The organism is Paracoccus sp. 22332, from assembly GCF_052045125.1.
Classification (GTDB): domain Bacteria; phylum Pseudomonadota; class Alphaproteobacteria; order Rhodobacterales; family Rhodobacteraceae; genus Paracoccus; species Paracoccus haematequi_A.
In genome coordinates this window covers 119,880-141,952 of the sequence record NZ_JBQEOI010000003.1, presented here as the reverse complement: position 1 = coordinate 141,952, position 22,073 = coordinate 119,880, and the positions used below count along the sequence as shown (strand labels likewise).

The following is a 22,073-nucleotide window of genomic DNA, read 5'->3' as shown; positions in this document are numbered from 1 at the left end:
TTCCGCGTTTAGCGCGCAGGATCAGAAGGATGTCACGATGACCACACATGCGATCTTCAACCGGCCGATGGACGCGCCGATCCCGCCGGGCTTTGACCAGGCGATCTTCGGCATGGGCTGCTATTGGGGCCCCGAGCGGCTGTTCTGGAAACAGAACGGGGTCTGGCTGACCCAGGTGGGCTTCGCCGGCGGCACGACCGAGAACCCGACCTATGAGCAGGTCAAGTCCGGCACCACCGGCCATGCCGAGGTCGTGCGCGTGATCTATGACAGCTCGAAGATCAGCTATGACCACCTGCTGCAACTGTTCTGGGAAAACCACGACCCGACCCAGGGCGACGACGTGGGCGACCAGTACCGCAGCCTGATCATGGTCTTTACCGACAGCCAGCGCGCGGCGGCCGAGGCGTCGAAGATCGACTATGACAACCGCCTGGCCGTGGCGGGTTTCGGCAAGATCACCACCCGGATCGTCGGCCCCGCCCCCTTCTGGCCCGCCCATGACGCGCATCAGCAGTATCTGGAAAAGAACCCCGACGGTTATTGCGGCCTGAAGGGCACCGGGGTAGAGGCGAGCCTGCCCAACCCGGATCCGATCTGATGACCACCTTTACCGCGCTGACCCATGTCCAGGGCCGCCAGGCCGCCGAAGCCCTGGCCGAGGCTTGCGAGGATCTGGATCCCGAACCCGTCGGCACCGGCGTCTTCGAGATCGAGGACGGGTCGAACCGCTGGGAAGTCGGCGTCTATTTCACCGAGGCCCCTGACGAGATCGGGCTGGCGCTGCTGGCGGCGGTCCATGGCGCCAACCCCTTCGCCGTGTCCGAACTGCCCGAGGTGGATTGGGTGGCCCATGTCAGGCGCGAACTGACCCCGGTGCGCGCGGGGCGGTTCTTCGTCCATGGCAGCCACGACGCCGACAAGGTGCCCGAAGGCGTCGAGGCCCTGTGGATCGAGGCCGCGATGGCCTTCGGCACCGGCCATCACGACACCACCAAGGGCTGCCTGGAGGCCCTGGACCGTCTGGCCGTGCAGGGATTCCAGCCGCATCGCATCGTCGATATCGGCTGCGGCACCGCCGTCTTGGCGATGGCCGCCGCTCGGCTGTGGCCGGTCACGGTTCTGGCCAGCGACATCGACGCGGTGGCGGTCGATACGGCGGCCGCCAATGTCATCGCCAACGGCTTGGACGGCCGGGTGATCTGCCTTGAAGCCGCAGGCTTCGGCCATCAGATGCTCGAGGACAACGCGCCCTACGACCTGGTTCTGGCCAATATCCTGAAGCAGCCGCTGATCGATCTGGCCCCGCAGATGGCCCAGATGGTCGCGCCGAACGGGCGGATCATCCTGTCTGGCATCCTGACCACCCAGGCAGACGAGGTGGCCGAGGTCTATGGCGCGCAAGGCTTTTCCCTGGACCGGCGCGATGACCTGGGCGACTGGTCGGCGCTGTCGCTGTCGCGGCGATCCTGACCGCCCTGGGCGGGCTTGAAAAACCGGCGGCAATCGGCTATGTAACGGTGGCTGATGTTCTTCCTACGACCTTCTGTCTGCTTCACGGCTTCAGATGTTCTTGCGACGACTGGGCCGCGCCACCGCAATCTCGCGGGTGGCATACATGACAGGAGATATCACGATGGCCAATGGCACCGTGAAATGGTTCAACGCCACCAAAGGCTTCGGCTTCATCCAGCCGGAACATGGCACGAAAGACGTGTTTCTGCACATTTCCGCAGTGGAGCGCGCCGGCCTTCAGCAGATCAAGGACGGCCAGGCCGTGACCTTCGACGTGGAACGTGGCCGCGACGGCCGCGAATCGGCGACGAACCTGGCACTGGCCTAAGTCGCCTCTGCACTGAAAAATCGGGCGGCAGCATTGGCTGCCTCCCTTCCCGATCACCGGACGCTGCGGCGCGGGATCGGATGAATTCCATGAAAGATCCGTTTTGATAGAAATCAACTGGGGCAAGCCCCTGTCCTTTGTCATTTCGCCCGAGGGCGAGGTGAAGACCTTTTCCACCCTTGAAACCGCCGCCTATTGGCTGGACCGCAAATGGCCGGTCGACGACGTTCAGCGCCGCCATGCCGCGCAGATGCTGGATGCGGCCGCCCATTGCATGACCCCGGTCGGAACCGCGCGCCAAGCCTTTGCCCATGCCGCTCGGTCGGCGGGGTTCCTGGCCGTCGCCAAGCCGCACTGATCCCGGCAGGGATCCCCGGACAAGAAAAAACCCCCTCTGCATCCGCATTGGGGGTTCGTTCGTCTTGGCCGGTGGTGCTGGCTTAGAAGCCGCGCGCAATCCGCTCGATGTCGCCGCGGCACAGACCGATATCGTCCAGCTCGCGATCCGACAGGCGGTTCAGTTCACGACGGGTCACGCGGGCATCGTTCCACGCGCTCAGCATCGAGAAGAAGTTCGCAGCGACTTTGCCAACGCCCCCAACAGCATGGCTGCGGTTCAGTTCCATCGTCGACATTTTCATCACCTGTTTCAGAAGTGCCCGACCATCGGGCATTTGCTTCATGCAGCAGGATATAGATTGAGCACCTCGTTAAGAGTAGCCGCAGACCGGGCAAGGCGGCTATGCGCGGATTGCAGATTGGAAAAGCCTCAAAACGGCAGGAATGTCGCTTTTGCGCCGTGGAATGCCGCATTGCAGCAATCGTTTCTTACCAATCCCCTAACGCCGCCTGCCACAATGCAAGTGCCGCTACGGCAGCCGTATCGGCGCGCAGGATTCGCGGTCCCAGGCTGATGCGATTCACGAAGGGCAAGGCCCTTAGCCGGGCGCGTTCGGCATCGGAAAACCCGCCCTCGGGACCGATCAGGATCGCCCAGGGACCGCGCGGCAGGCCCGCCAGGGTATCCGCCGGACCGGCCATCGCCTCGTCCGCCCACAGGATGCGGCGGGACGCGTCCCAGCCGTCCAGCAGGCGCGGCAGCGGCGCCAGGTCGGCGATGGCGGGCACGAAGGTGCCGCCGCATTGCTCGGCCGCTTCGACCGCATGGGCTTGCAGGCGGTCCTGCCGGATGCGTTCGGAATTGGTGAACTCGGTCTGCACGGGCAGGATCCGCGCGGCGCCCATCTCGGCAGCTTTCTCGACGATGAAATCGGTACGCGCCTTCTTGATCGGCGCGAAGACCAGCCACAGATCGGGCGGGTTCCGCTGCGGCGCGGTCTGTTCCAGAACGTCCAGCGACCCGCCGCGCTTGCCCGCCGACGCGATCCGCGCCGACCAGGCGCCGTCGCGGCCGTTGAACACCTCGATCACGGCGCCGGGCGACAGGCGCATGACACCCCCCAGATAATGCGCCTGGGCGGCGTCCAGCGGAACGGGTTGTCCCGCGCCCAGCGGGTGATCTATGAACAGCCTGATCCTTGCCATGGGGACAGACGCTATGCAAAGCCGGACCGAAAGACCAGACGCCGTCGTCGACGCGCCGAAGGGAAACTGGGTCGACACCATCGCCCCCCCGGCCTGGAGGCCCTGGCTGCGCCTGTCCCGCGCCGACCGGCCCATCGGGACATGGCTGCTGCTGCTGCCCTGCTGGTGGGGGATCGGGCTGGCGATGATGGCCGACGCGCCCCGCTGGGCGGATCTGTGGATCGCGGTCGCCTGCGGCGTCGGCGCCCTGGTGATGCGCGGCGCGGGCTGCACCTGGAACGACATCACCGACCGCGACATCGACGACAAGGTGGCCCGCACCCGGTCGCGGCCCCTGCCATCAGGGCAGGTGACGCTGCGCGGGGCCTATCTGTGGCTGGCGGCGCAGGGGCTGGTGGGGCTGGCGATTCTGCTGACGCTGGACCGGGCGGCGATCTGGATGGGGGTGGCCTCGCTTGCGCTTGTCGCGATCTATCCCTTCGCCAAGCGGTTCACCTGGTGGCCGCAGGTTTTTCTGGGACTGGCCTTCAACTGGGGCGTGATGCTGGCCTATGCCGCGCATATGGGCCGGGTCGATCTGGCGCCGGTGATGGCCTGGCTGGCCGGGATCGCCTGGACGATCTTCTATGACACGATCTATGCCCATCAGGACGTGGAAGACGACGCCCTGATCGGGGTGAAATCCACCGCCCGGCTGTTCGGCGACAACAGCCCGCGCATCCTGGCGGGATTTGCGGTGCTGACGGTCGTGCTGCTGGCGGTCGCGATCTTGCTGACGGGTCGCAATCTGTTGATGGCCTATGCGGGGCTTGCCGGGTTCGCCCTGCATCTGGCCTGGCAGCTGCGGAATTTCCAGCCGGATCAGGGCGCTGTCTGCCTGCGGCTGTTCCGGTCGAACCGCGACGCCGGGCTGATCCTTGCGCTGTTTCTTGCCTTGGCCGGGCTGGTCTGATTGCGCGACGCCCGGCCTGACGCTACACCGCGCGTTCAGGAAACAGCCCAAGGTCATGCCCTATGGCGTCATCCCGCAGGCGGATTCTGCCGCCGGTCGCCACGATTCTTGCCCTGTCCGCCGCAGGCGGGCTGTGCTGGCTAGGCGCCGACGCCGCCGCCCGTTATCTTGAGGATCGGTCGCGGCAGGACGTGGAACAGGCGCTTGCCGCATCGGGCCAGGATTGGGTGACGGTCGCCACCGACGGCTTGCAGGTCCGCCTGACCGGCACCGCCCCGACCGAGGTCGACCGCTTTCGCGCCGTGACCCAGGCGGGCGGCGCCGTCGATCCGTCCCGCATCCTGGATCGCATGACGGTCGCCTCGGCAGAGGCCAGAACGCCGCCCGAGTTCAAGGTGGAGCTGCTGCGCAACGACCAGGGCATCTCGCTGATCGGGCTGGTTCCGGCCTCGACCGACCGGGCCGGCCTTCTGCGGGGGCTTCGCAGCGAAACCGCCGCCCCGTCGGTGACCGATCTGCTGGAAACCGCCGACTATGCGGTGCCCCAGGGATGGGACGACGCGCTGCGATACGGGTTGCGCGCCGTGCAGATGGCGCCCCGTGCCAAGATCTCGATCCAGCCGGGCAGCGTGTCGGTGTCCGCCTTGGCCGACAGCAGCGACGACAAGGGACGGCTGGAGGCGGCGCTGCGGCGCGGCCTGCCCCCCGGAGTGACGCTGGTCACGGATATCTCGGCCCCCCGCCCGGTGATCGCGCCCTTCACCCTGCGCTTCGTCCGGGACAAAGACGGCGCGCGGTTCGAAGCCTGCGCCGCCGATACCGACGAGGGGCGCGACAGGATCGTGGCGGCGGCGCAGGCAGCAGGCGTGGCCCAGGTGCCCGCCTGCACGCTAGGCCTGGGATCGCCCTCGCCCGACTGGTCCGACGCGGCGGTGGCGGCCATCGGCGCGGTGGCCGAACTGGGCCGGGGCGCGGTCACGCTGTCGGATGCGGATGTGGCGCTGACCGCGCCGCCTTCGGTGGAACAGCCCGCCTTCGATGCCGCCGTGGCCCGTTTGCAGCAGGCCCTGCCGCCGGTCTTTTCGCTGCAAGCCACGCTGGAACAGGCGCCCGACGCCACCACCCCCGGCCCGGCGGAGTTCACCGCCACCCTGTCGGAGGCGCAGGTGCTGGCCATGCGCGGCGCCATCAGCGATTCCCGGATGGCCGAGACCGTGGACAGCCTGGCCCGCGCGCGCTTCCCGTCGGTTCAGGCCGACCTGACCGACAATTCCCAGGTGCCGCCCGGCTGGACGGTGCGCGTCATCGGCGCCATCGAGGCCCTGGATATCCTGCAAACCGGCAGCGTGCAGGTCACGCCCGACCTGATCCACGTGACCGGCACCTCGGGCGATCCGGGGGCGGCGGAATCGGCGGCCGCGCGGCTGTCCGAACGGCTGGGACCGGGCGCGGCCTATGAATTGTCGATCCGCTACGATCGCAGGCTGGATGCCTCGCTGAACCTGCCCGACGGGGCGGAATGCGTGCGCCAGTTGAACATCGTCATGTCGGAATCCGAGATCGGCTTCGAGCCGTCGAAATCCGCCATCGCGGGCGATCCGGCGCCCACCCTGGACCGGCTGGCCTCGGTCATGGCCGAATGCGCCGATTTCCAGATCGAGGCCGGGGGCCATACCGATTCCCAGGGGTCCGAGGGCTTCAACGCCGACTTGTCGCGCGGCCGGGCCCAGGCTCTGGTCGCCGCCATGGCGGGCGCGGGGATCGACGTGGCCAACATGACTGCGCGCGGCTATGGCGAAAGCCAGCCCATCGCCACCAACGAGACCGAGGAAGGCCGCGAGGAAAACCGCCGCATCGAATTCCGCCTGCTGTCGGATTACCCGGTGCGCTCCGCGCCGCTGCCCCCGCCCGTCACCCTGACGGGCGTGACCGCCGAACCCGCGCCCGCCGAACAGCCCCAGGCGGATCCGATCGGTCCCATGCAGCCGCCCGCCTCGCCGCAGATGTTCGGGCCGCAGATGCCGCGCGTCACCGCCGGTCCCACCGCCCCCGCCACGGTCGGCGCCAGCGAGGTCTTCCAGACGCTGGACGAACGCGAGGAAAACATTAGGCTGCCGGTCCAGACGCCGACGCCGGACACGCCCCGCCCCTCGCCCCGGCCGGACGAAGCATCAGCCCCCGCCGATTGACCGCAAGCCAGGCACCGTCATGAACCGCACGGAATTCGTCACCATCACCACGATCATCCTGTTCGGCGTCTTCGTGCTGGGCTGGTTCGCAAGCTGGCTGATCGGCCGCCTGACCCGGCCGTCCCAGGCGGATATCCGCGACCTGACCCGGCGGCTGCGCGACACCGAACGCGAACGCGACATGGCGATTTCCCTGCTGAAGGACCGCGAGGCGACCTTGGCGGCGACCCAGGGGGAACTGAATGCCGCATTGGAGGGCCTGCGCGAAAGCCGTACCGAGATCGAGGAATTGCGCGATTATATCGAACGCAAGCTGGCGCGGCGCTGACAGCGGGGACCGCGACGCGGCCCCTGCCCCTAGAAGTCGATGACCACCGAGGCCGCGCTGCGTCGCGCCTCGCCATGGTAGACCGCCTCGATATTGTTGCCGTCGGGGTCCAGAACGAAGGCCGCGTAATAATCAGGATGATAGGCGGTGCGCTCTCCGGGTGCGCCGTTGTCGCGCCCCCCATGGTTCAGCGCGGCACGATAGAAGGCGTCCACGGTCGCGCGGTCTTCGGCCTGGAACGCCAGATGCTGGCGCCCCGTCAATTCCCCCGCCGCCGCCGGGCTGTCGGCCGATGACACGACCAATTCGTCAGCCCAGAAATAGCCCTCATCCGTGGTGACGATGGGAATCCCCAGCACGGCCAGAATCGCCGTGTAAAAGTCCCGACTGGCGCGCAGATCCCGCACGACAAGCTGAATATGGTCAAGCAGCCGACCGCGATGCAGTTGAGTGGCTTCCATCGTCATTTTCCCCGACATTGCCGCGCGGCAGGTCACGCCACCTCGGCGAAGACCTTCCGCAACGCCTGTTCCAGCTTGTCGAAAATCTCGTCCATCTGCGATTCGGTCAGGATGAAGGGCGGGCACAGCACGATGGACTGGCCCAGCGGGCGGCAGATCAGGCCCAGATCGGTACAGGCGTTGGCGATGCGCTCGCTGACCGACAGATGCGCGTCGAAGGGCGTCTTGGTGGCCTTGTCGCGCACCGCCTCCAAGGCCCACATGAAGCCCACGCCGCGCAACTCGCCGATATTGTCGCTGCGTTCCATGATGGCGCGCAGCCCGGCCTCCAGCCGGGGGGCAAGGCGACGCACGTTGTCGGCCAGACCTTCGTTCATCACCACGTCGATGGCCTTCAGCGCGATGGCGCAGCCGACCGGGTGGCCGGATGCGGTGAAGCCATGGGGGAATTCCTCGATCTTTTCCACCGCCGCCTGAACGCGGTCGGCCAGATCGCCGCCCAGGATCACCGCGCCCATCGGGAACAGGCCCGCCGTCAGGTTCTTGGACGAAATGATCGCGTCGGGCGTGAAGCCATAGGTCTGGCAGCCCCAGGTATTGCCGGTGCGCCCGAAGCCGCAGATCACCTCGTCCGAGATCATCGGGATGTCGTATTTCCGCAGGATCGGCAGCACCGCCTGGAAATATCCCTGCGATGGCAGAATCACCCCGCCCGCGCCCATCACGGGTTCGGCGAAGAACCCGGCGATGGTGTCGGCGCCTTCGCGCTGGATCGTGTCCTCCAACTCGCGCGCAAGGCGGGCGGTGAACTGGTCTTCGGTCTCGCCCTCCTGGCCATAGCGCCAGTAATGCGGGCAGGTCAGGTGGATGAAGCCGGGCAGCGGCAGGCCGAAAACCTCGTTATAGGGTTTGCCGGTCATGGATGCCGAAACCGCCGTGACGCCGTGATAGGCGTTCCAGCGGGTCAGGATCTTGCGCCGCCGCGGGTTGCCTTCGCTGGCGTGCAGGAACCACAGCATCTTGACCATGGTGTCGTTCGCTTCGGACCCCGAATTGGTATAGAACACCTTGCCGCGTTCGAAGGGCGACACCTCGACCAGCTTTTCGGAGAGCATCACGGTCTGGTCAGACAGCCGCCCGAAAAACGCGTGGTATCCGGGAAAGCGGTCGTATTGCGCCTTCGCCGCCTCGGCCAGGCCCTTGTGGTCGAAGCCCGCGACCATGTTCCACAGACCGGAATTGGCGTCCAGATAGCGGCGGCCGTTCACATCGACGACATAAGGCCCCTCGCCATGGGTCAGCACCACGGCGCCGCGCTTGTGGACACTGGGCAGGTCGGTAAAGCCATAGAGCGAATATTCGTCGGCGCGGGCTTCCCAGCTTTGCGGTTTGGTCATCGGGGCCTCCATCGGTTTGCCCGCAGGCTATCCGGGCCGCCGCGGGCGATCAATGCCCGCCGGGGGGCCGGGTCCAACCAAGGTGTGATTGCCGGGGCCGCCGATAGCCGTCTATCCTGGCCTGCGAAGGGAGACGCCATGCGCCTTTTTCTTGCGCTGCTGCTGACGCTGATGCCGCTGGCCGCCGCCGCCCAGCTGGTGGCGATCCTGCCTGTGAAGCTGCTGGACACCTCGCACGAGGCGCGTGACCAACGCGCCGATCACGACCGGCGGCTGGCGCTGATGGCCGAGGTGATCGCGGCCGAACTGGGCGATACGGTCGCGATCACCCCCGAGGATGTGGCCACCTGCCAGCCCGAAACCACCGAATGCCTGCTGGCCCTGGCCCGCGACAAGGGCGCCGATCAGGCCTTGTTCATCGTGACGCAAAAGACCAGCACGCTGATCCTGCAGATGTTCGCGAACCTTGTGGATGTTCAGACCGGCGCGCCGATCCTCAGCCGCAACCTGAACTTTCGCGGCGACAACGACGATTCCTGGCGCCGGGCGGCCCGCTTTCTGGCCCGCGACATCCGACCGGACTGACCGGCCGGATCAGGGGCCGGATCAGGGGCGGCGCAGGCCGATCAGGTCCAGTTCCGCCTCGATCCCCGACAGGGGCGCGCGGCGCGTCTCGGCCACCAGCGAATCAAACCGTTCGCGCAGCGCGGCCTTTTCCGCCCCCCTGCAGTCGTTCCAGGGTCGCCCCTGCAAGGCCATGACCAGGACGTAATAGCCGATGAAATGCGGCCGCTCGCCCGCCGCCAGAAGCGCGCGATAGGCCTCGTGCGCGCCGATCCGGCGCAGGGCTGCGGCATCGGGCACGCCCGCCGCGATCAGCGCCCTGGCCGTCGCCGGGCCGATATTGGTGATCCCCGTCAAGTCGCTGTCCATGGCCGCCTTTCCAAATCCCCGTTCTTCCTGTATCAGCGCAAGATCCCTTAGGACAGCACGGCATGACCGACCAAGCCCATCCCCCGGCAGTGAAAAAGCTTTTCATCAAGACCTATGGCTGCCAGATGAACGTCTATGACAGCCAGCGCATGGCCGAGGCCATGGGCGCCGAGGGCTATGTCCTGACCGAGGATCAGGCGCAGGCCGACATGGTGCTGCTGAACACCTGCCATATCCGCGAGAAGGCGGCCGAGAAGCTTTACTCCGACCTGGGCCGGCTGAAACCGCTGAAGGCCGAGCGTCCCGACCTGAAGATCGGCGTGGCGGGCTGCGTGGCCCAGGCGGAGGGCGAGGAGATCGTGCGCCGGATGCCGCTGGTCGATCTGGTGGTCGGCCCGCAGACCTATCACCGCCTGCCCGCGATGGTGCGCGGCGAGGCGCCCGCGATCCTTACCGACTTCCCAAGCGAGGACAAGTTCGACCACCTGCCGCAACGCCGCGCCACCCGCCGCGCCCCCGCCGCCTTCCTGACCGTGCAGGAGGGCTGCGACAAGTTCTGCGCCTTCTGCGTGGTCCCCTATACCCGCGGGGCCGAGGTCAGCCGCCCCGTGGACCGTATCCTGCGCGAGGCGCGCGATCTGGTCGAACGCGGCGTGCGCGAGATCACCCTGCTGGGCCAGAACGTGAACGGCTGGCACGGCGCGGGCACGGACGGGGACTGGGGCTTCGGTCGCCTGATCCGCGCCCTGGCCCAGATCCCTGGGCTGGACCGGATCCGCTATACCACCAGCCACCCCAACGACATGTCGGACGACCTGATCGACGCGCATCGCGACATTCCGCAGCTGATGCCCTATCTGCACCTGCCGGTTCAGTCAGGCAGCGACCGGATCCTGCGCGCGATGAACCGCAAGCACACGGCGGCGGAATACCTGCGCCTGATCGACCGGATCCGCACCGCGCGGCCAGACATCCTGCTGACCAGCGACTTCATCGTGGGCTTTCCGGGCGAGACGGATCAGGACCATGCCGACACCCTGCGCCTGGTGGCCGAGGTCGGCTTCGGCACAGCCTTCAGCTTCAAGTATTCCCCCCGTCCCGGAACCCCCGCCTATGACCGTCCCGAGGTGGACGGCGCGGTGGCCGATCAGCGGTTGCAGGAATTGCAGGCCCTGCTGACAAAACAGCAGAAGGCCGCGCAGGAAGGCATGGTGGGGCGCAGACTGGGCGTGCTGTTCGAGAAGCCGGGCAGGCAGGCAGGCCAGATGATCGGCAAGTCGGATTACCTGCATTCGGTCTTTGTCGAGGCGCCCGATGCGCAGGTCGGGGACCTGGTGCAGGTGCGGATCGTGGAAAGCGCGTCGAATTCGCTGCGCGGAGAACTGGCGGCGTAACCGGCCGCCCGCCGGAACGCCCCCGGATCCGGCGCCCTCAGACCTCGGGCACCAGCACCTCGCGCTTGCCGACATGGTTCGCCGCCGAGACCACCCCCTGCTCCTCCATCTGCTCGACCAGCCGGGCGGCCTTGTTATAGCCGATGGCCAGTTTCCGCTGGATATAGCTGGTGGAACACTTGCGGTCCTTGGCCACGATCATCACCGCCTGGTCGTACAGCGCGTCGTCCCCGCCATCGCCGCCCAGGCCCAGCACGGCGTCTATATCGGATGCCACCTCGTCCTCGGGGCCCTCGACCACGCCCGACTTGTAGGACGGCGGGCCGAAGGATTTCAGATGCGTCACGACCTCTTCGACCTCTTCGTCGCTGACGAAGGGGCCGTGGATCCGGGTGATCCGCGCGCCGTTGCCCATGTACAGCATGTCGCCCTGGCCCAGAAGCTGTTCGGCCCCCTGTTCGCCCAGGATGGTGCGGCTGTCGATCTTGGAGGTGACCTGGAAGGAAATCCGGGTCGGGAAGTTCGCCTTGATCGTACCGGTGATGACATCGACGGACGGCCGCTGCGTCGCCATGATCAGGTGGATGCCGGACGCGCGGGCCATCTGCGCCAGCCGCTGGATGCAGGCCTCGATCTCCTTGCCCGCGACCATCATCAGGTCGGCCATCTCGTCCACGATCACGACGATATAGGGGAAGGTCTCGGGCTTGAATTCCTCGGTCTCGAAGACCGGCTCTCCGGTATCCTCGTCGAAGCCGGTCTGGACGGTGCGCTTGAACATCTCGTTCTTCGACAGCGCCTCGCGGACGCGGCCGTTATAGCCCTCGATGTTCCTGACGCCCATCTTGGACATCTTGCGATACCGCTCCTCCATCTCGGAGACGACCCATTTCAGCGCGACGACGGCCTTTTTCGGATCGGTGACGACCGGCGACAGCAGATGCGGGATGCCGTCATAGACCGACAGTTCCAGCATCTTCGGGTCGATCATGATCAGCCGGCATTCGTCGGGCGTCAGTTTATACAGCAGCGACAGGATCATGGTGTTGATCGCGACCGATTTCCCGGATCCGGTGGTCCCGGCGATCAGCAGGTGGGGCATCTTCGCCAGGTTCGCCACGACCGGATCGCCGCCGATGTCCTTGCCAAGCGCCAGCGGCAGCGGCTGGGTGCCGTCGCCGAAGGCGCGGGATGCCAGGATCTCGCGCAGCAGCACCTTTTCGCGGCGCGCGTTCGGCAGTTCGATCCCGATCACGGTGCGGCCCGGCACGGTGCTGACACGCGCCGACAGTGCCGACATGGACCGCGCAATGTCGTCCGACAGCCCGATCACGCGGGACGCCTTCAGCCCCGGCGCGGGTTCCAGTTCGTACAGCGTCACGACCGGGCCGGGACGGACCTCGGTTATCTGGCCCTTGACGCCGTAATCGTCCAGCACGGCCTCCAGCATCCGGGCGTTTTCCATCAGCGTTTCTTCGGACACGGTCGGCTGATCGCCCGCCTGAGGCGCGCTCAGCAGGGCCAGCGGCGGGCGTTCATAGGTGTTCAGCACGTCCTCGAATTGCAGATCCGGCGCGGATTGCGGTCGCGGCGCCTGGGGGGCGGCAGGCTTCCTCAACGGGGGGACGTCCGGGCGCGGCAGGTCCGCCGCGGCGGCGGGGGCCTCGGGCGCAGGCGGATCGGCGCGGCCTTCCTTTCCGGCCTCGCGCGACAGGCGGGCGGCCACGACGGCCAGGACCGAGGGCTTGGCCGAACGCGATCGGATCGCGTCGCTGATGCGGCCGCTGACCTCCTCGGCCGAGGGGGCGTCGCCGTTGTAATCGGAATCGTGCTCGATCAGTTCGGGTTCTGGCAGGTCTTCTTCAAGCTCCAGATATTCGGGGGCGGCCGGCTTGCGCCGGGCCACGACCGGGGCACGCGTCGCGGACGCGGCGGGCGCGGCCTTCGCCTCGCGCCGCGCCTGCAACCGCTGCCGCATCCCGGCCGAGACCGCAGCCCCCCGGCCCAGGGCGCGCATCGCCAGATCCAGGGCGGTCAGCAGCCCGAACACGAAGCGGCGCCACAGCCCCAGCAGTTCGGCCCGCGCGAAGCCCAGCGAAAAGGCGGTCATCGCCAGCACCGCGACGGCCGCCGCCAGCCCGGCCAGCCGGATGCCGATCTGCGCCTTGACCGGCAGCAGGTTCAGCATGGCGCCCATGATCATGTCGCCGAAATGCCCGCCCAGGCCATAGGACTGCTCCCACCCGGCCCCCGGCAGCAGCGTGCTGCAATAGACCGAGGCAAGCGCCACCGCGATGGGCGTGAACAGCGCGCGCATGAAGCGGTCCTCACCCCGGTGCAGCATGAAGCGCAGCCCCCAGACAAGCGCGGCGATCACCAGCATCCAGGATCCGTATCCCGCGATCATCATCAGGGGCGAGGCGACATAGGCGCCGAAGCTGCCCAGCATGTTCTGTGCGGGTTCGTCGGTGGCCGACAGAAAGCTGGGATCCTCGGACGACCAGGTGCCCAGCATGATCGCCATCAGGATGCCCGCCAGGACCAGCCCGGTGCCCAGCAGTTCCTTGCCGCGCCGTTCCAGCGCCGCCTGGGTGGACTGGTCGAACAGCGGATCGCGGTGTTTTGCTTGCCAGCTTGCCATGGTCCCTCAGCCTTCCCCGCCCGTCGTTCCGTCGTAAAGCACCGCGCGCAGCCGCTGCAGCGCCGGTTCGGTCTGTTCCGCATCGGCCACCAGTGCCACGCGGATGAAGCCCTTGCCGGGATTGCAACCGTCCACCTCTCGGGACAGATAGGCCCCCGGCAGCACCTGGATCCCCGCCTGCGCCCACAGCATCCTGGCCGCGTCTTCGCCATCCGTCACCGGCAGCCACAGGAAGAACCCGCCCTGGACCGGACGGTATCCGGGGACGTTGCCCAGCACCCGGTCGGCGATGGCGTATTTCTGCTGATACAGCGCGCGGCTGGCCGCGACATGCGCCTCGTCCCGCCAGACGGCCTCGCTGACGGCCTGCGCGGGCAGCGACAGGGGCGCGCCGGCATAGGCGCGCAGCCGGCGGATCTGGGCGATATTGGCCGCCGAACCCGCCACGAAGCCCGACCGCAGGCCGGGCAGGTTCGACCGCTTGGACAGCGAATTGAAGATCACCACCCGGTCGGCCAGCCCCATCTCGGCCGCCACCGCCAAAGCGCCGGGCGGAGGCGCCTCGCGCCAGATCTCGGAATAGCATTCGTCGGCGAAGACCAGGAAATCGTGCCGCTCGGCCAGGGTCAGCAGCGTTTCCAGGTAATCGCGGTCTGCGATCGCGCCCTGCGGATTGGCGGGCGAACACAGATAGGCGATGGCCGCGCGGTCCAGCACGGCGGGCGGCAGGGCGGCGTAATCGGGCAGGTTGCCGGTCTCGGGCGTGGCGGACGCGAAAACCGGATCGGCCTGCACGGCGGCGGCGGCCACGGCATAGACCTGATAGAAGGGATTGGGGATCAGGATCGCGGGCCGCGCACCGTTCTTCCGTTCCGGGCACAGCGCCAGCGCCGCGTTGAACAGCCCCTCGCGCGTGCCGTTCAGCGCCATGATCCGGTCCGGCGCCACGTCCAGGCCGTACCGCGCGCCCAGCCAGCCGCCGATGGCGGACAGCAGGCCGGGCGTGCCGTCGTTCGGCGGATATTTTCCGAAACCGCCGATATTGGCGGCCATCACCCCGGCCACGAAATCCGGCATGGCATGGCGCGGCTCTCCGATGGTCAGGACCGTCGGGGTTTCGCCGTTCTTCAGACCCGGCTCGATGCCGGACAACAGCGCCCGCAGCCGCGGAAACGCATAGTCCGGCAGGTTCGAAAACCGCTCGGGGATCGCCATTCTGCCTCGCTTTCGGGGTCTTCGGCCCCGTTTATCACAAGAAACATTAGCGTGATCGCGCCCTTGCGTCCAGCGAAAGCCCGCCCCGAGGAGATCATCTTCTGTGCGCAAATATCCTCGGGGGGTGAATTGGCCGCAGGCCAAGAGGGGGCGCGAGCGCCCCCTTGCGCTACCCCACGGCCAGGGCCGCCTCGACCCCCGCGGCCAGATACAGCAGATGCGTGTCGCGCCCGGCATGGCCCATCACCGAAATCCCGCAGGCCGGGTGGCCGGTGGGCAGGGTGCAGACCGGCAGGCCCAGCAGGTTGCCGATCCGGGTGTTGCGCAGCGTCAACAGGTTCGCGCGCACGAATTCGGCCTCGTCCGCCATCAGCCGGGCGGCGACCGGAGGCAGGATCGGCACGGTCGGCAGCAGAATCGCGTCATGGCGCGACGCGACCTCCTTGATCCACTTGCGGCGGATGCGCACCAGGCTTTCCCAGGCCGAGACATAGGCGGGGGCGCTGACATCGGCGCCGCCCCGGAATCGGTCCAGGATCGGCTTCCACATCAGCTCCGGCGCATCCTCGATCTGGGCGCGCCAGATGCCATAGGCCTCGGGGGCGAACAGCGATGCCGACAGGGGCATCGCCTTCGCCACCCAGTCGCTCGACACGCGGTCGATCTGCGCGCCCTCGCGGGCCAGCCGGTCCACGGCATCCTCGAAGGCGGCGACCGGACCTTCCTCGGCATCCTCGAAGGGCACGCCGTCCAGCACCATCAGCCGGCGTCCCGCGACCGAGGCGCCGGTCAGGTCGGCCGGCTTCGTCCCCGCCATCAGCGCGAACAGTTCGGCGCAATCCTCGACCGTGCGGGCGATGGGGCCGGTGATGTCGAACTTGCGGCACAGGGGAACCACGCCCTTTTCCGGCAGCGAATCGTGGCTGGGCTTGAACCCCACCAGATCGTTCCAAGCGGCGGGCACCCGCAGCGACCCGCCGGTGTCCGATCCGATCGCCGCCGCCGCCAGCCCCAGGGCCACCGACACCGCCGCGCCCGACGACGACCCGCCCGGCGCCAGATCGGGATCCAGCGCGTTCGGCGGCGTCGCCGTGTTCGGGTTCAGCCCCAGGCCGGAAAAGGCCAGCTCGGTCATATGCGTCTTGCCCAGGCAGATCGTGCCCTGCCGCGCCGCGCGGGCCAGCACGATGGCATCCTTGCGCGGGACGCGGCCCTCCAGCAGCTTCGACCCGGCTTCGGTCACGGTGCCGCCGCTGTCGATATTGTCCTTCCAGCTGATCGCCACGCCGTCCAACAGCCCGCGCCGCAGTTCCAGCTTGGCGCGGTCATGGGCGGCCACGGATTCGGACCGGGCGCGGACATCGGTGACGCGGGCATAGATGCGCCGGGCGTCGGGATGGGCCTTGATGGCGGCCAGATAGGCTTCGGTCTGGTCCAGCGGATCCAGCAACCCCGCCATGATCGCACGGCCCTGCTGGGCGGCGGGCGCGCGCAGCCAGTCCATCCTCAGAAATCCACCGCAAGGCCGTTCTTTTCGTAATCCCCGAAGCGCACGGGTTCCGGTCCGTCGCGCCCGCCGTATTCCTTGGGCAGGGGCTGCGCGGCGGCGGCGGCCTTGCGGCGCTCGGCGGCCTCGGCCAGGGCGCGGCGGGCTGCGGGCGGCAGGTCGTCGCGGTCGTCCTGTGGCAGATCGGTCATGGCAACAGTCCCCGAATGAACGTAAGGGTCGGTTCAGTCTTTCAGCGGATTTAGGCAAAGGAAAGCGATTTGGCAAAGCGTGGCGTGGATATGGCGCGTTCGGGGGCATTGCGCCTGCTGGCGGGCGTGCGCGAGGGGCTGTCGCTGTCGGATCAGGCGGGCGCCCTGAAGGCGCTGCCGCCGGCGGACCAGGCCCGCGCCGCGCGCCTTGCGGCGGCGGTGCTGCGCCACCAGTCCCGCGCGGATGGGGTGATCGCGGCCTATGTCGGGCGCAAGCCCAGCCCGCAGGTCGCCGACATCCTGCGCCTTGCCGTGGTCGAGATGCTGGACCTGGACGGCGCCGCGCATGGCGTGGTCGATGCCGCCGTGACCCTGACGCGCGGCCTGGGGCAAAAGGGCCAGGCCGCGTCGGGCATGGTCAACGCGGTTCTGCGCAAGGTGTCGGCCCATCCCGGCTGGGCGGACCTGCCGCCTCAGCCCATGCCCGCGTGGCTGCGCGATCCCGTCGCCGCCGCCTATGGCGAGGACGCCGCCCGCGCCATCGAGGCCGCGCATCAGGCGGGGGCGCCGCTGGATCTGACGACCAAACCCGGCGCCACTGTCGAAGGCGCGGAACCCCTGCCGACCGGATCCCTGCGCCTCCACGGCCCGGCGCAGGTCAGCGCCCTGCCCGGCTATGCCGAGGGCGACTGGTGGGTCCAGGACGCTGCCGCCGCCCTGCCCGCGCGGCTGCTGGATCCGCGTCCCGGCGAACGAATCGCCGATCTCTGCGCCGCGCCGGGCGGCAAGACCCTGCAACTGGCCGCCGCCGGGGCGCAGGTCACCGCCGTGGACATCAGTCCCGCCCGGCTGCGGCGCGTGGCCGAAAACCTGAAACGCTGCGCCCTGACCGCCGATCTGATCGCGGCCGACGCGCTCGAATGGCGGGCCGACGGTCCCCTGGACGCGATTCTGCTGGACGCGCCCTGTTCGGCCACCGGCACGATCCGCCGCCATCCCGACCTGCCCTTCCTGCGCGACGGTTCGGGGATCCCTGCGCTGATCGACCTGCAATCGCGGCTGATCGACCATGCCCTGTCGCTGATCCCGCCGGGGGCCCGCATGGTCTATGCCGTCTGTTCCCTGCTGCCCGACGAGGGCGAGGCCCAGGTCGCCGCTGCCCTGTCGCGCCATCCGGGGCTGAGGGTGGACACGCCCGCCCTGCCCGGCGTTCCGGCGGACTGGATCACGCCCGAAGGCGGGTTGCGCACCCGGCCCGATTACTGGCCGGATCGCGGCGGCATGGACGGCTTCTTCATGGCGCGGCTGCGCAAGGCGGGATGAGGGAAATGGGTATTTGGGCAAAGAAGAAATCCCCGTTTCCGTGACTGGAGTGCTGGACCTCGGGCGGCGGGGGGGATAGTTGGGCGCCGAATCCAGATGCGAGGCCACCATGTCCCATCCCGTGCCGATCCGACGCGCGCTGATTTCCGTTTCCGACAAGACCGGGCTGATCGACTTCGCCCGCAAGCTGGACGCGCGCGGGGTCGAGATCCTGTCCACCGGCGGCAGCGCCAAGACGCTGCGCGAGGCCGGGCTGACCGTGGTGGACGTGGCCGATGTGACGGGTTTCCCCGAGATGATGGACGGCCGCGTCAAGACGCTGCATCCGGCGGTGCATGGCGGGCTGCTGGCGCTGCGCGACAATGGCGAACATCTGGCGGCGATGGAGGCCCATGGCATCGGTCCGATCGACCTGCTGGTGGTGAACCTCTATCCGTTCGAGGAAACCGTCGCCAAGGGCGGGGGCCATGACGATTGCATCGAGAATATCGACATCGGCGGCCCGGCGATGATCCGCGCGGCGGCCAAGAACCACGCCTTCGTCACCGTGATCGTTGACGTGCAGGATTACGACGCGCTGCTGGCGGAACTGGACGCCAACGACGACCGCACCACCCTCGCCTTCCGCCAGCGGCAGGCGCAGATCGCCTATGCCCGCACCGCCGCCTATGACGCCGCCGTCAGCACCTGGCTGGCCGCCGCCATCGGCGATGAAACGCCCCGCCGCCGCGCCTTTGCGGGCACGCTGGCCCAGCCCTTGCGCTATGGCGAGAACCCGCACCAGCAGGCGGCCTTCTATGTCACCGGCGACGACCGCCCCGGCGTCGCCACGGCGCGGCAGTGGCAGGGCAAGGAACTGTCCTACAACAACATCAACGACACCGACGCGGCCTTTGAACTGGTGGCGGAATTCGATCCCGCCCAAGGCCCGGCCTGCGCGATCATCAAGCATGCCAACCCCTGCGGCGTGGCGCGGGGCGAGACGGCGGTGGAGGCCTACAAGCGGGCCTTCGACTGCGACCGCACCTCGGCCTTCGGCGGCATCATCGCGCTGAACCAGACACTGGACGGGGCGACCGCCGAGGAGATCGCGAAGATCTTCACCGAGGTCGTGATCGCCCCCGATGCGGATGAGGACGCGAAGCGCATCTTCGCCGCCAAGAAGAATCTGCGTCTGTTGACCACCGGCGGGCTGCCCGATCCGCAGGCGGCGGGGCTTGCCTTCCGGCAGGTCGCGGGCGGCTTTCTGGTCCAAGGCCGCGACAACGGCCATGTGGCCCTTTCGGACTTGAAGGTGGTCAGCGACCGCCAGCCTTCGGACAGCGAACTGAACGACATGCTGTTCGCCTGGACCGTCGCCAAGCATGTGAAATCGAACGCCATCGTCTATGCGCGCGACCTTGCCACCGTCGGCATCGGCGCGGGCCAGATGAGCCGCGTCGACAGCACCCGCATCGGCCGCCGCAAGTCCGAGGACATGGCCGAGGCCCTGGGCCTTGCCCAACCGCTGACGATCGGCGCGGTGGTGGCCTCGGACGCGTTCTTCCCCTTTGCCGACGGGATCGAGGCCCTGGCGGAAGCCGGCGCCAAGGCGGTGATCCAGCCCGGCGGATCGATGCGCGACGACGAGGCGATCGCGGCGGCCAACCGCCTGGGGCTGGCGATGGTCTTCACCGGCCAGCGGCATTTCCGGCACTGATGCAGCAGGAACTGCCCCTGGAACCGACGCCCCCCGCAGCGTCCCAACCGGCGCCCCAATCCGCGCCCAAGCCCCGGCGTCCGCGCAGGCCGAAAAAGCCCAAGGGTCCGGTCCGCACCGACATGCGGCTGGTGATCTGGATCGCGACGACGATTTTCGTGATCGATCAGGTGCTGAAATACTGGGTCGTCCATGTCCTGCAACTGGACCGGCTGCGGGAAATCGACGTGCTGCCGCCTTGGCTGAACTTGCGCATGGCCTGGAACCAGGGGGTGAATTTCGGGCTGATGGCGTCGGATACCGATGTCACGAAATGGATCCTGATCGCGGTGGCCCTGGCCATCGTCGCCTGGGTCTGGATCTGGATCTGGCGCGCCGATGCCGGGCGCTTTGCCCGTGTCGCGGCGGGGCTGCTGATCGGCGGCGCCCTGGGCAATGTCATAGACCGGCTGCTTTACGGCGCGGTGGCGGATTTCCTGAACATGTCGCTGCCGGGCTGGCAGAACCCCTACAGCTTCAACGTGGCCGACATCGCGATCTTCGCCGGGGCCATCGGGCTGGTGCTGGTGCCGCAGAAGAAGGAACCGCCCAAGCCCGCCCGCAAGCCGCGCGCCAGGGGCGGTGACGGCGCGCGCGAGAAGGCCCGTGACGGCACGGGCAAATCCGGCTAGAACGGGCGGAACGAATGAAGGGGCAGGACATGCAGGCTTTCGTCAGGGGCATCGCCGTCGCGGCCGTGATCGGGCTGTCGGCCTGCGGCAGCAACCAGTTGATGAATATCGAAACCGGCCAGAACAGCCCGGACGAATTCGCGATCCTGCCGACTCGCCCCCTGTCCATGCCGCCCGACCTGGCGCTGCTGCCCGCGCCGACGCCGGGCGGGGCCAACATCACCGACCCCAATCCGAACGCCGATGCGGTGGCCGCGCTTGGCGGCAATCCCGCGCGGCTGGCGGACCAGGGCATCGCCGCCGCCGACGGCGCGCTGATCGCCCATGCCAACCGGCGCGGCACCGACCCCGCCATCCGCGAGAAACTGGCCCAATCCGACGCCGACTGGCGGTCGCGCAACAAGCGGCGCCCGCTGGAGGCGCTGTTCGGCACCACCGTCTATCAGCGCGCCTATCGCCCCATGGCGCTTGATTCGCGGACCGAACAGCAACGCTGGCAGCGCGCAGGCGCCATCACCCAGACCTCGCCCCCGCCCGCCGAGGAATGACGGCGGACTTCGACCCCGCCCATCCCGGCTTCGGCGCGGATCCCTGGCCGGCCTATGCCCGGCTGCGGGCCATGCCGGGCCTGCCGCAGTGGCAAGGCTTCCGCCTGGCATCCCGCGCTGACGATGCGCGCGCCATCGCCTCGGACCGGCGGATGGTGCGCGGCACCGCGATCTTCGGCCCCGCCGAACGCCGCCGCAGGCAGGTGGCCCAGAATTTCCACGACATGCCGTTCCACGAACGCTTCGTGCAGACCTCGATGCTGGAACTGGATGGGCCGGACCATGACCGGCTGCGCCGCGCGGTGTTTCCCTTCTTCACCAAGACCCGGCTGGACAGTCTGCGCCCCTTCGTCACCCGCTGGGTCGATGCCGCGCTGGACCGGCTGATCCCGCAGGGCCGCTTCGACTTCATCGCCGATCTGGCCGCCGATCTGCCGGGGCAGGTCATCGGCCATCTGATCGGCGCCGACCCCGCGCTTGCCCCGCAGATGACGCAATGGTCCGAGGACACCGTCAGCTATTTCGACATGAGCCGCCGCACGGCAGACCGCAAGGCGCAGGCCGAACGGGCGGTGGTCCTGTTCCACGACGCCCTGCAAGATCTTCATGCGGACCGCAAGGCCCGCCCCCGCGACGACCTGATGACCGCGATGATCGGGGCCGAGGATGCGGGCCTGCTGACCCATGACGAGCTGATCGCGACCGTCATGCAGATCCTCCATGCCGGACACGGATCGACCATCGACGCGATGGGCAGCGGCCTGCACGCGCTGCTGGTCCATCCCGACCAGATGGCCCGGCTGCGCGACGATCCCGGCCTGATGCCGACGGCGGTGCACGAGATGTTCCGCTTTGCCCCGCCGCTGATCTTCTTCCACCGCTACGCGGCCGAGGATCTGTCGATCTGCGGGCAGGACTGGCCCAAGGGGACGGCCTTCGGGCTGCTTTACGCCAGCGCCAACCGCGATCCCGGCGCCTTCCCGGACCCCGACCGTTTCGATGTCGCGCGCAGGCCCAACCTGCACCTGGCCTTCGGGGCGGGGCCGCATGTCTGCCTGGGCAACACCCTGGCGCGGCTGAACATGGAGATCCTGTTCGCGCGCCTTCTGGCCCGCGCCCGGCGGATCGTACCTGCCGGGACCGCCGTCTGGAAGACCGGCCTACAGGCGCATGGCCCCCTGTCGCTGCCTGTCTCTGTCACGACACATTAGCGTGTTGCCGGTTGCGCGCCCGGTC

At 68.2% G+C, this 22,073-nt stretch carries 23 protein-coding genes; 14 read left to right on the top strand and 9 right to left on the bottom strand.

Features of this window, described 5'->3' with window-relative positions; translation table 11 throughout:
* The first annotated feature begins 37 nt into the window (after nt 1-37).
* The 4 genes from msrA to ACTJI6_RS04640 all read left to right on the top strand — a co-directional run bounded on the left by msrA (nt 38) and on the right by ACTJI6_RS04640 (nt 2,201).
* The gene (msrA, locus tag ACTJI6_RS04655; protein WP_440798274.1) at nt 38-601 is read left to right on the top strand and encodes a peptide-methionine (S)-S-oxide reductase MsrA; all 564 of its coding nucleotides are present in this window, start codon (nt 38-40) and stop codon (nt 599-601) included.
* Complete coding sequence (locus ACTJI6_RS04650) at nt 601-1,473, top strand: 50S ribosomal protein L11 methyltransferase (protein ID WP_440798272.1); 873 nt, start codon at nt 601-603, stop codon at nt 1,471-1,473. Before msrA ends, ACTJI6_RS04650 begins: the two co-directional genes overlap by 1 nt.
* A gap of 163 nt (nt 1,474-1,636) precedes the next feature.
* Complete coding sequence (locus ACTJI6_RS04645; RefSeq protein ID WP_126153077.1) at nt 1,637-1,843, top strand: cold-shock protein; 207 nt, start codon at nt 1,637-1,639, stop codon at nt 1,841-1,843.
* Between the two features lie 103 nt (nt 1,844-1,946).
* Nucleotides 1,947-2,201 carry a DUF982 domain-containing protein gene (locus ACTJI6_RS04640; RefSeq protein WP_440798270.1) on the top strand — a complete coding sequence of 85 codons (255 nt, stop codon included), beginning with the start codon at nt 1,947-1,949 and terminating at the stop codon, nt 2,199-2,201.
* A gap of 82 nt (nt 2,202-2,283) precedes the next feature.
* Here ACTJI6_RS04640 and ACTJI6_RS04635 read toward each other — a convergent pair whose 3' ends face one another.
* Both ACTJI6_RS04635 and ACTJI6_RS04630 read right to left on the bottom strand, forming a co-directional pair.
* Nucleotides 2,284-2,478 (bottom strand): DUF1127 domain-containing protein, encoded by a 195-nt coding sequence (locus ACTJI6_RS04635; RefSeq protein ID WP_126153078.1) that lies wholly within the window; start codon nt 2,476-2,478, stop codon nt 2,284-2,286.
* 193 nt (nt 2,479-2,671) lie between these two features.
* Nucleotides 2,672-3,388, bottom strand: coding sequence for a 16S rRNA (uracil(1498)-N(3))-methyltransferase (locus tag ACTJI6_RS04630; protein ID WP_440798268.1), 717 nt, complete (start codon nt 3,386-3,388; stop codon nt 2,672-2,674).
* A 13-nt stretch (nt 3,389-3,401) separates the two neighbouring features.
* On the opposite strand from ACTJI6_RS04630, the gene ubiA reads away from it, so the two are divergent.
* From ubiA to ACTJI6_RS04615, 3 genes are all read left to right on the top strand, one after another.
* Entirely contained in the window at nt 3,402-4,340 is a 939-nt protein-coding gene (ubiA, locus tag ACTJI6_RS04625; RefSeq protein ID WP_440798266.1) for a 4-hydroxybenzoate octaprenyltransferase, read from the top strand.
* A gap of 62 nt (nt 4,341-4,402) precedes the next feature.
* Nucleotides 4,403-6,529, top strand: a complete 2,127-nt coding sequence (locus ACTJI6_RS04620) for an OmpA family protein (RefSeq protein ID WP_440798264.1) — start codon at nt 4,403-4,405, stop codon at nt 6,527-6,529.
* Between the two features lie 19 nt (nt 6,530-6,548).
* A complete protein-coding gene (locus tag ACTJI6_RS04615; protein WP_440798262.1) occupies nt 6,549-6,857 on the top strand; it encodes a hypothetical protein in 309 nt (102 codons plus the stop codon).
* Between the two features lie 29 nt (nt 6,858-6,886).
* On the opposite strand, the gene ACTJI6_RS04610 is transcribed toward ACTJI6_RS04615, so the two are convergent.
* Both ACTJI6_RS04610 and ACTJI6_RS04605 read right to left on the bottom strand, forming a co-directional pair.
* Nucleotides 6,887-7,318 (bottom strand): VOC family protein, encoded by a 432-nt coding sequence (locus tag ACTJI6_RS04610; protein WP_440798260.1) that lies wholly within the window; start codon nt 7,316-7,318, stop codon nt 6,887-6,889.
* A gap of 32 nt (nt 7,319-7,350) precedes the next feature.
* The gene (locus ACTJI6_RS04605; protein WP_440798258.1) at nt 7,351-8,715 is read right to left on the bottom strand and encodes an aminotransferase; all 1,365 of its coding nucleotides are present in this window, start codon (nt 8,713-8,715) and stop codon (nt 7,351-7,353) included.
* A 138-nt stretch (nt 8,716-8,853) separates the two neighbouring features.
* Between ACTJI6_RS04605 and ACTJI6_RS04600 the strand changes: the two genes are divergently transcribed.
* On the top strand, nt 8,854-9,300 hold the full coding sequence (locus ACTJI6_RS04600) for a DUF2380 domain-containing protein (protein WP_440798256.1): 447 nt from the start codon (nt 8,854-8,856) through the stop codon (nt 9,298-9,300).
* A gap of 21 nt (nt 9,301-9,321) precedes the next feature.
* Here ACTJI6_RS04600 and ACTJI6_RS04595 read toward each other — a convergent pair whose 3' ends face one another.
* Nucleotides 9,322-9,648 carry a TfoX/Sxy family protein gene (locus ACTJI6_RS04595; RefSeq protein WP_440798254.1) on the bottom strand — a complete coding sequence of 109 codons (327 nt, stop codon included), beginning with the start codon at nt 9,646-9,648 and terminating at the stop codon, nt 9,322-9,324.
* A 62-nt stretch (nt 9,649-9,710) separates the two neighbouring features.
* Here ACTJI6_RS04595 and miaB point away from each other — a divergent pair, with 62 nt between their 5' ends.
* On the top strand, nt 9,711-11,042 hold the full coding sequence (gene miaB, locus ACTJI6_RS04590) for a tRNA (N6-isopentenyl adenosine(37)-C2)-methylthiotransferase MiaB (protein WP_440798252.1): 1,332 nt from the start codon (nt 9,711-9,713) through the stop codon (nt 11,040-11,042).
* Between the two features lie 37 nt (nt 11,043-11,079).
* On the opposite strand, the gene ACTJI6_RS04585 is transcribed toward miaB, so the two are convergent.
* From ACTJI6_RS04585 to ACTJI6_RS04570, 4 genes are all read right to left on the bottom strand, one after another.
* The gene (locus ACTJI6_RS04585; RefSeq protein ID WP_440798250.1) at nt 11,080-13,683 is read right to left on the bottom strand and encodes a DNA translocase FtsK; all 2,604 of its coding nucleotides are present in this window, start codon (nt 13,681-13,683) and stop codon (nt 11,080-11,082) included.
* 6 nt (nt 13,684-13,689) lie between these two features.
* Nucleotides 13,690-14,898: an aminotransferase class I/II-fold pyridoxal phosphate-dependent enzyme gene (locus ACTJI6_RS04580; protein WP_440798248.1), complete on the bottom strand. Its 1,209-nt coding sequence runs from the start codon at nt 14,896-14,898 to the stop codon at nt 13,690-13,692.
* Between the two features lie 169 nt (nt 14,899-15,067).
* Entirely contained in the window at nt 15,068-16,402 is a 1,335-nt protein-coding gene (locus ACTJI6_RS04575) for an amidase (RefSeq protein ID WP_440798246.1), read from the bottom strand.
* 2 nt (nt 16,403-16,404) lie between these two features.
* The gene (locus ACTJI6_RS04570) at nt 16,405-16,596 is read right to left on the bottom strand and encodes a DUF1674 domain-containing protein (RefSeq protein ID WP_126153090.1); all 192 of its coding nucleotides are present in this window, start codon (nt 16,594-16,596) and stop codon (nt 16,405-16,407) included.
* 90 nt (nt 16,597-16,686) lie between these two features.
* Between ACTJI6_RS04570 and ACTJI6_RS04565 the strand changes: the two genes are divergently transcribed.
* From ACTJI6_RS04565 to ACTJI6_RS04545, 5 genes are all read left to right on the top strand, one after another.
* Entirely contained in the window at nt 16,687-17,919 is a 1,233-nt protein-coding gene (locus tag ACTJI6_RS04565; protein ID WP_440798639.1) for an RsmB/NOP family class I SAM-dependent RNA methyltransferase, read from the top strand.
* 109 nt (nt 17,920-18,028) lie between these two features.
* On the top strand, nt 18,029-19,618 hold the full coding sequence (gene purH / locus ACTJI6_RS04560; protein ID WP_440798243.1) for a bifunctional phosphoribosylaminoimidazolecarboxamide formyltransferase/IMP cyclohydrolase: 1,590 nt from the start codon (nt 18,029-18,031) through the stop codon (nt 19,616-19,618).
* Nucleotides 19,618-20,289, top strand: coding sequence for a signal peptidase II (lspA, locus tag ACTJI6_RS04555; RefSeq protein WP_440798241.1), 672 nt, complete (start codon nt 19,618-19,620; stop codon nt 20,287-20,289). Before purH ends, lspA begins: the two co-directional genes overlap by 1 nt.
* Before the next feature lie 29 nt (nt 20,290-20,318).
* Nucleotides 20,319-20,837: a DUF3035 domain-containing protein gene (locus tag ACTJI6_RS04550; protein WP_126153092.1), complete on the top strand. Its 519-nt coding sequence runs from the start codon at nt 20,319-20,321 to the stop codon at nt 20,835-20,837.
* Nucleotides 20,834-22,048 carry a cytochrome P450 gene (locus ACTJI6_RS04545; protein WP_440798239.1) on the top strand — a complete coding sequence of 405 codons (1,215 nt, stop codon included), beginning with the start codon at nt 20,834-20,836 and terminating at the stop codon, nt 22,046-22,048. Before ACTJI6_RS04550 ends, ACTJI6_RS04545 begins: the two co-directional genes overlap by 4 nt.
* The last annotated feature ends 25 nt before the right edge of the window (nt 22,049-22,073 follow it).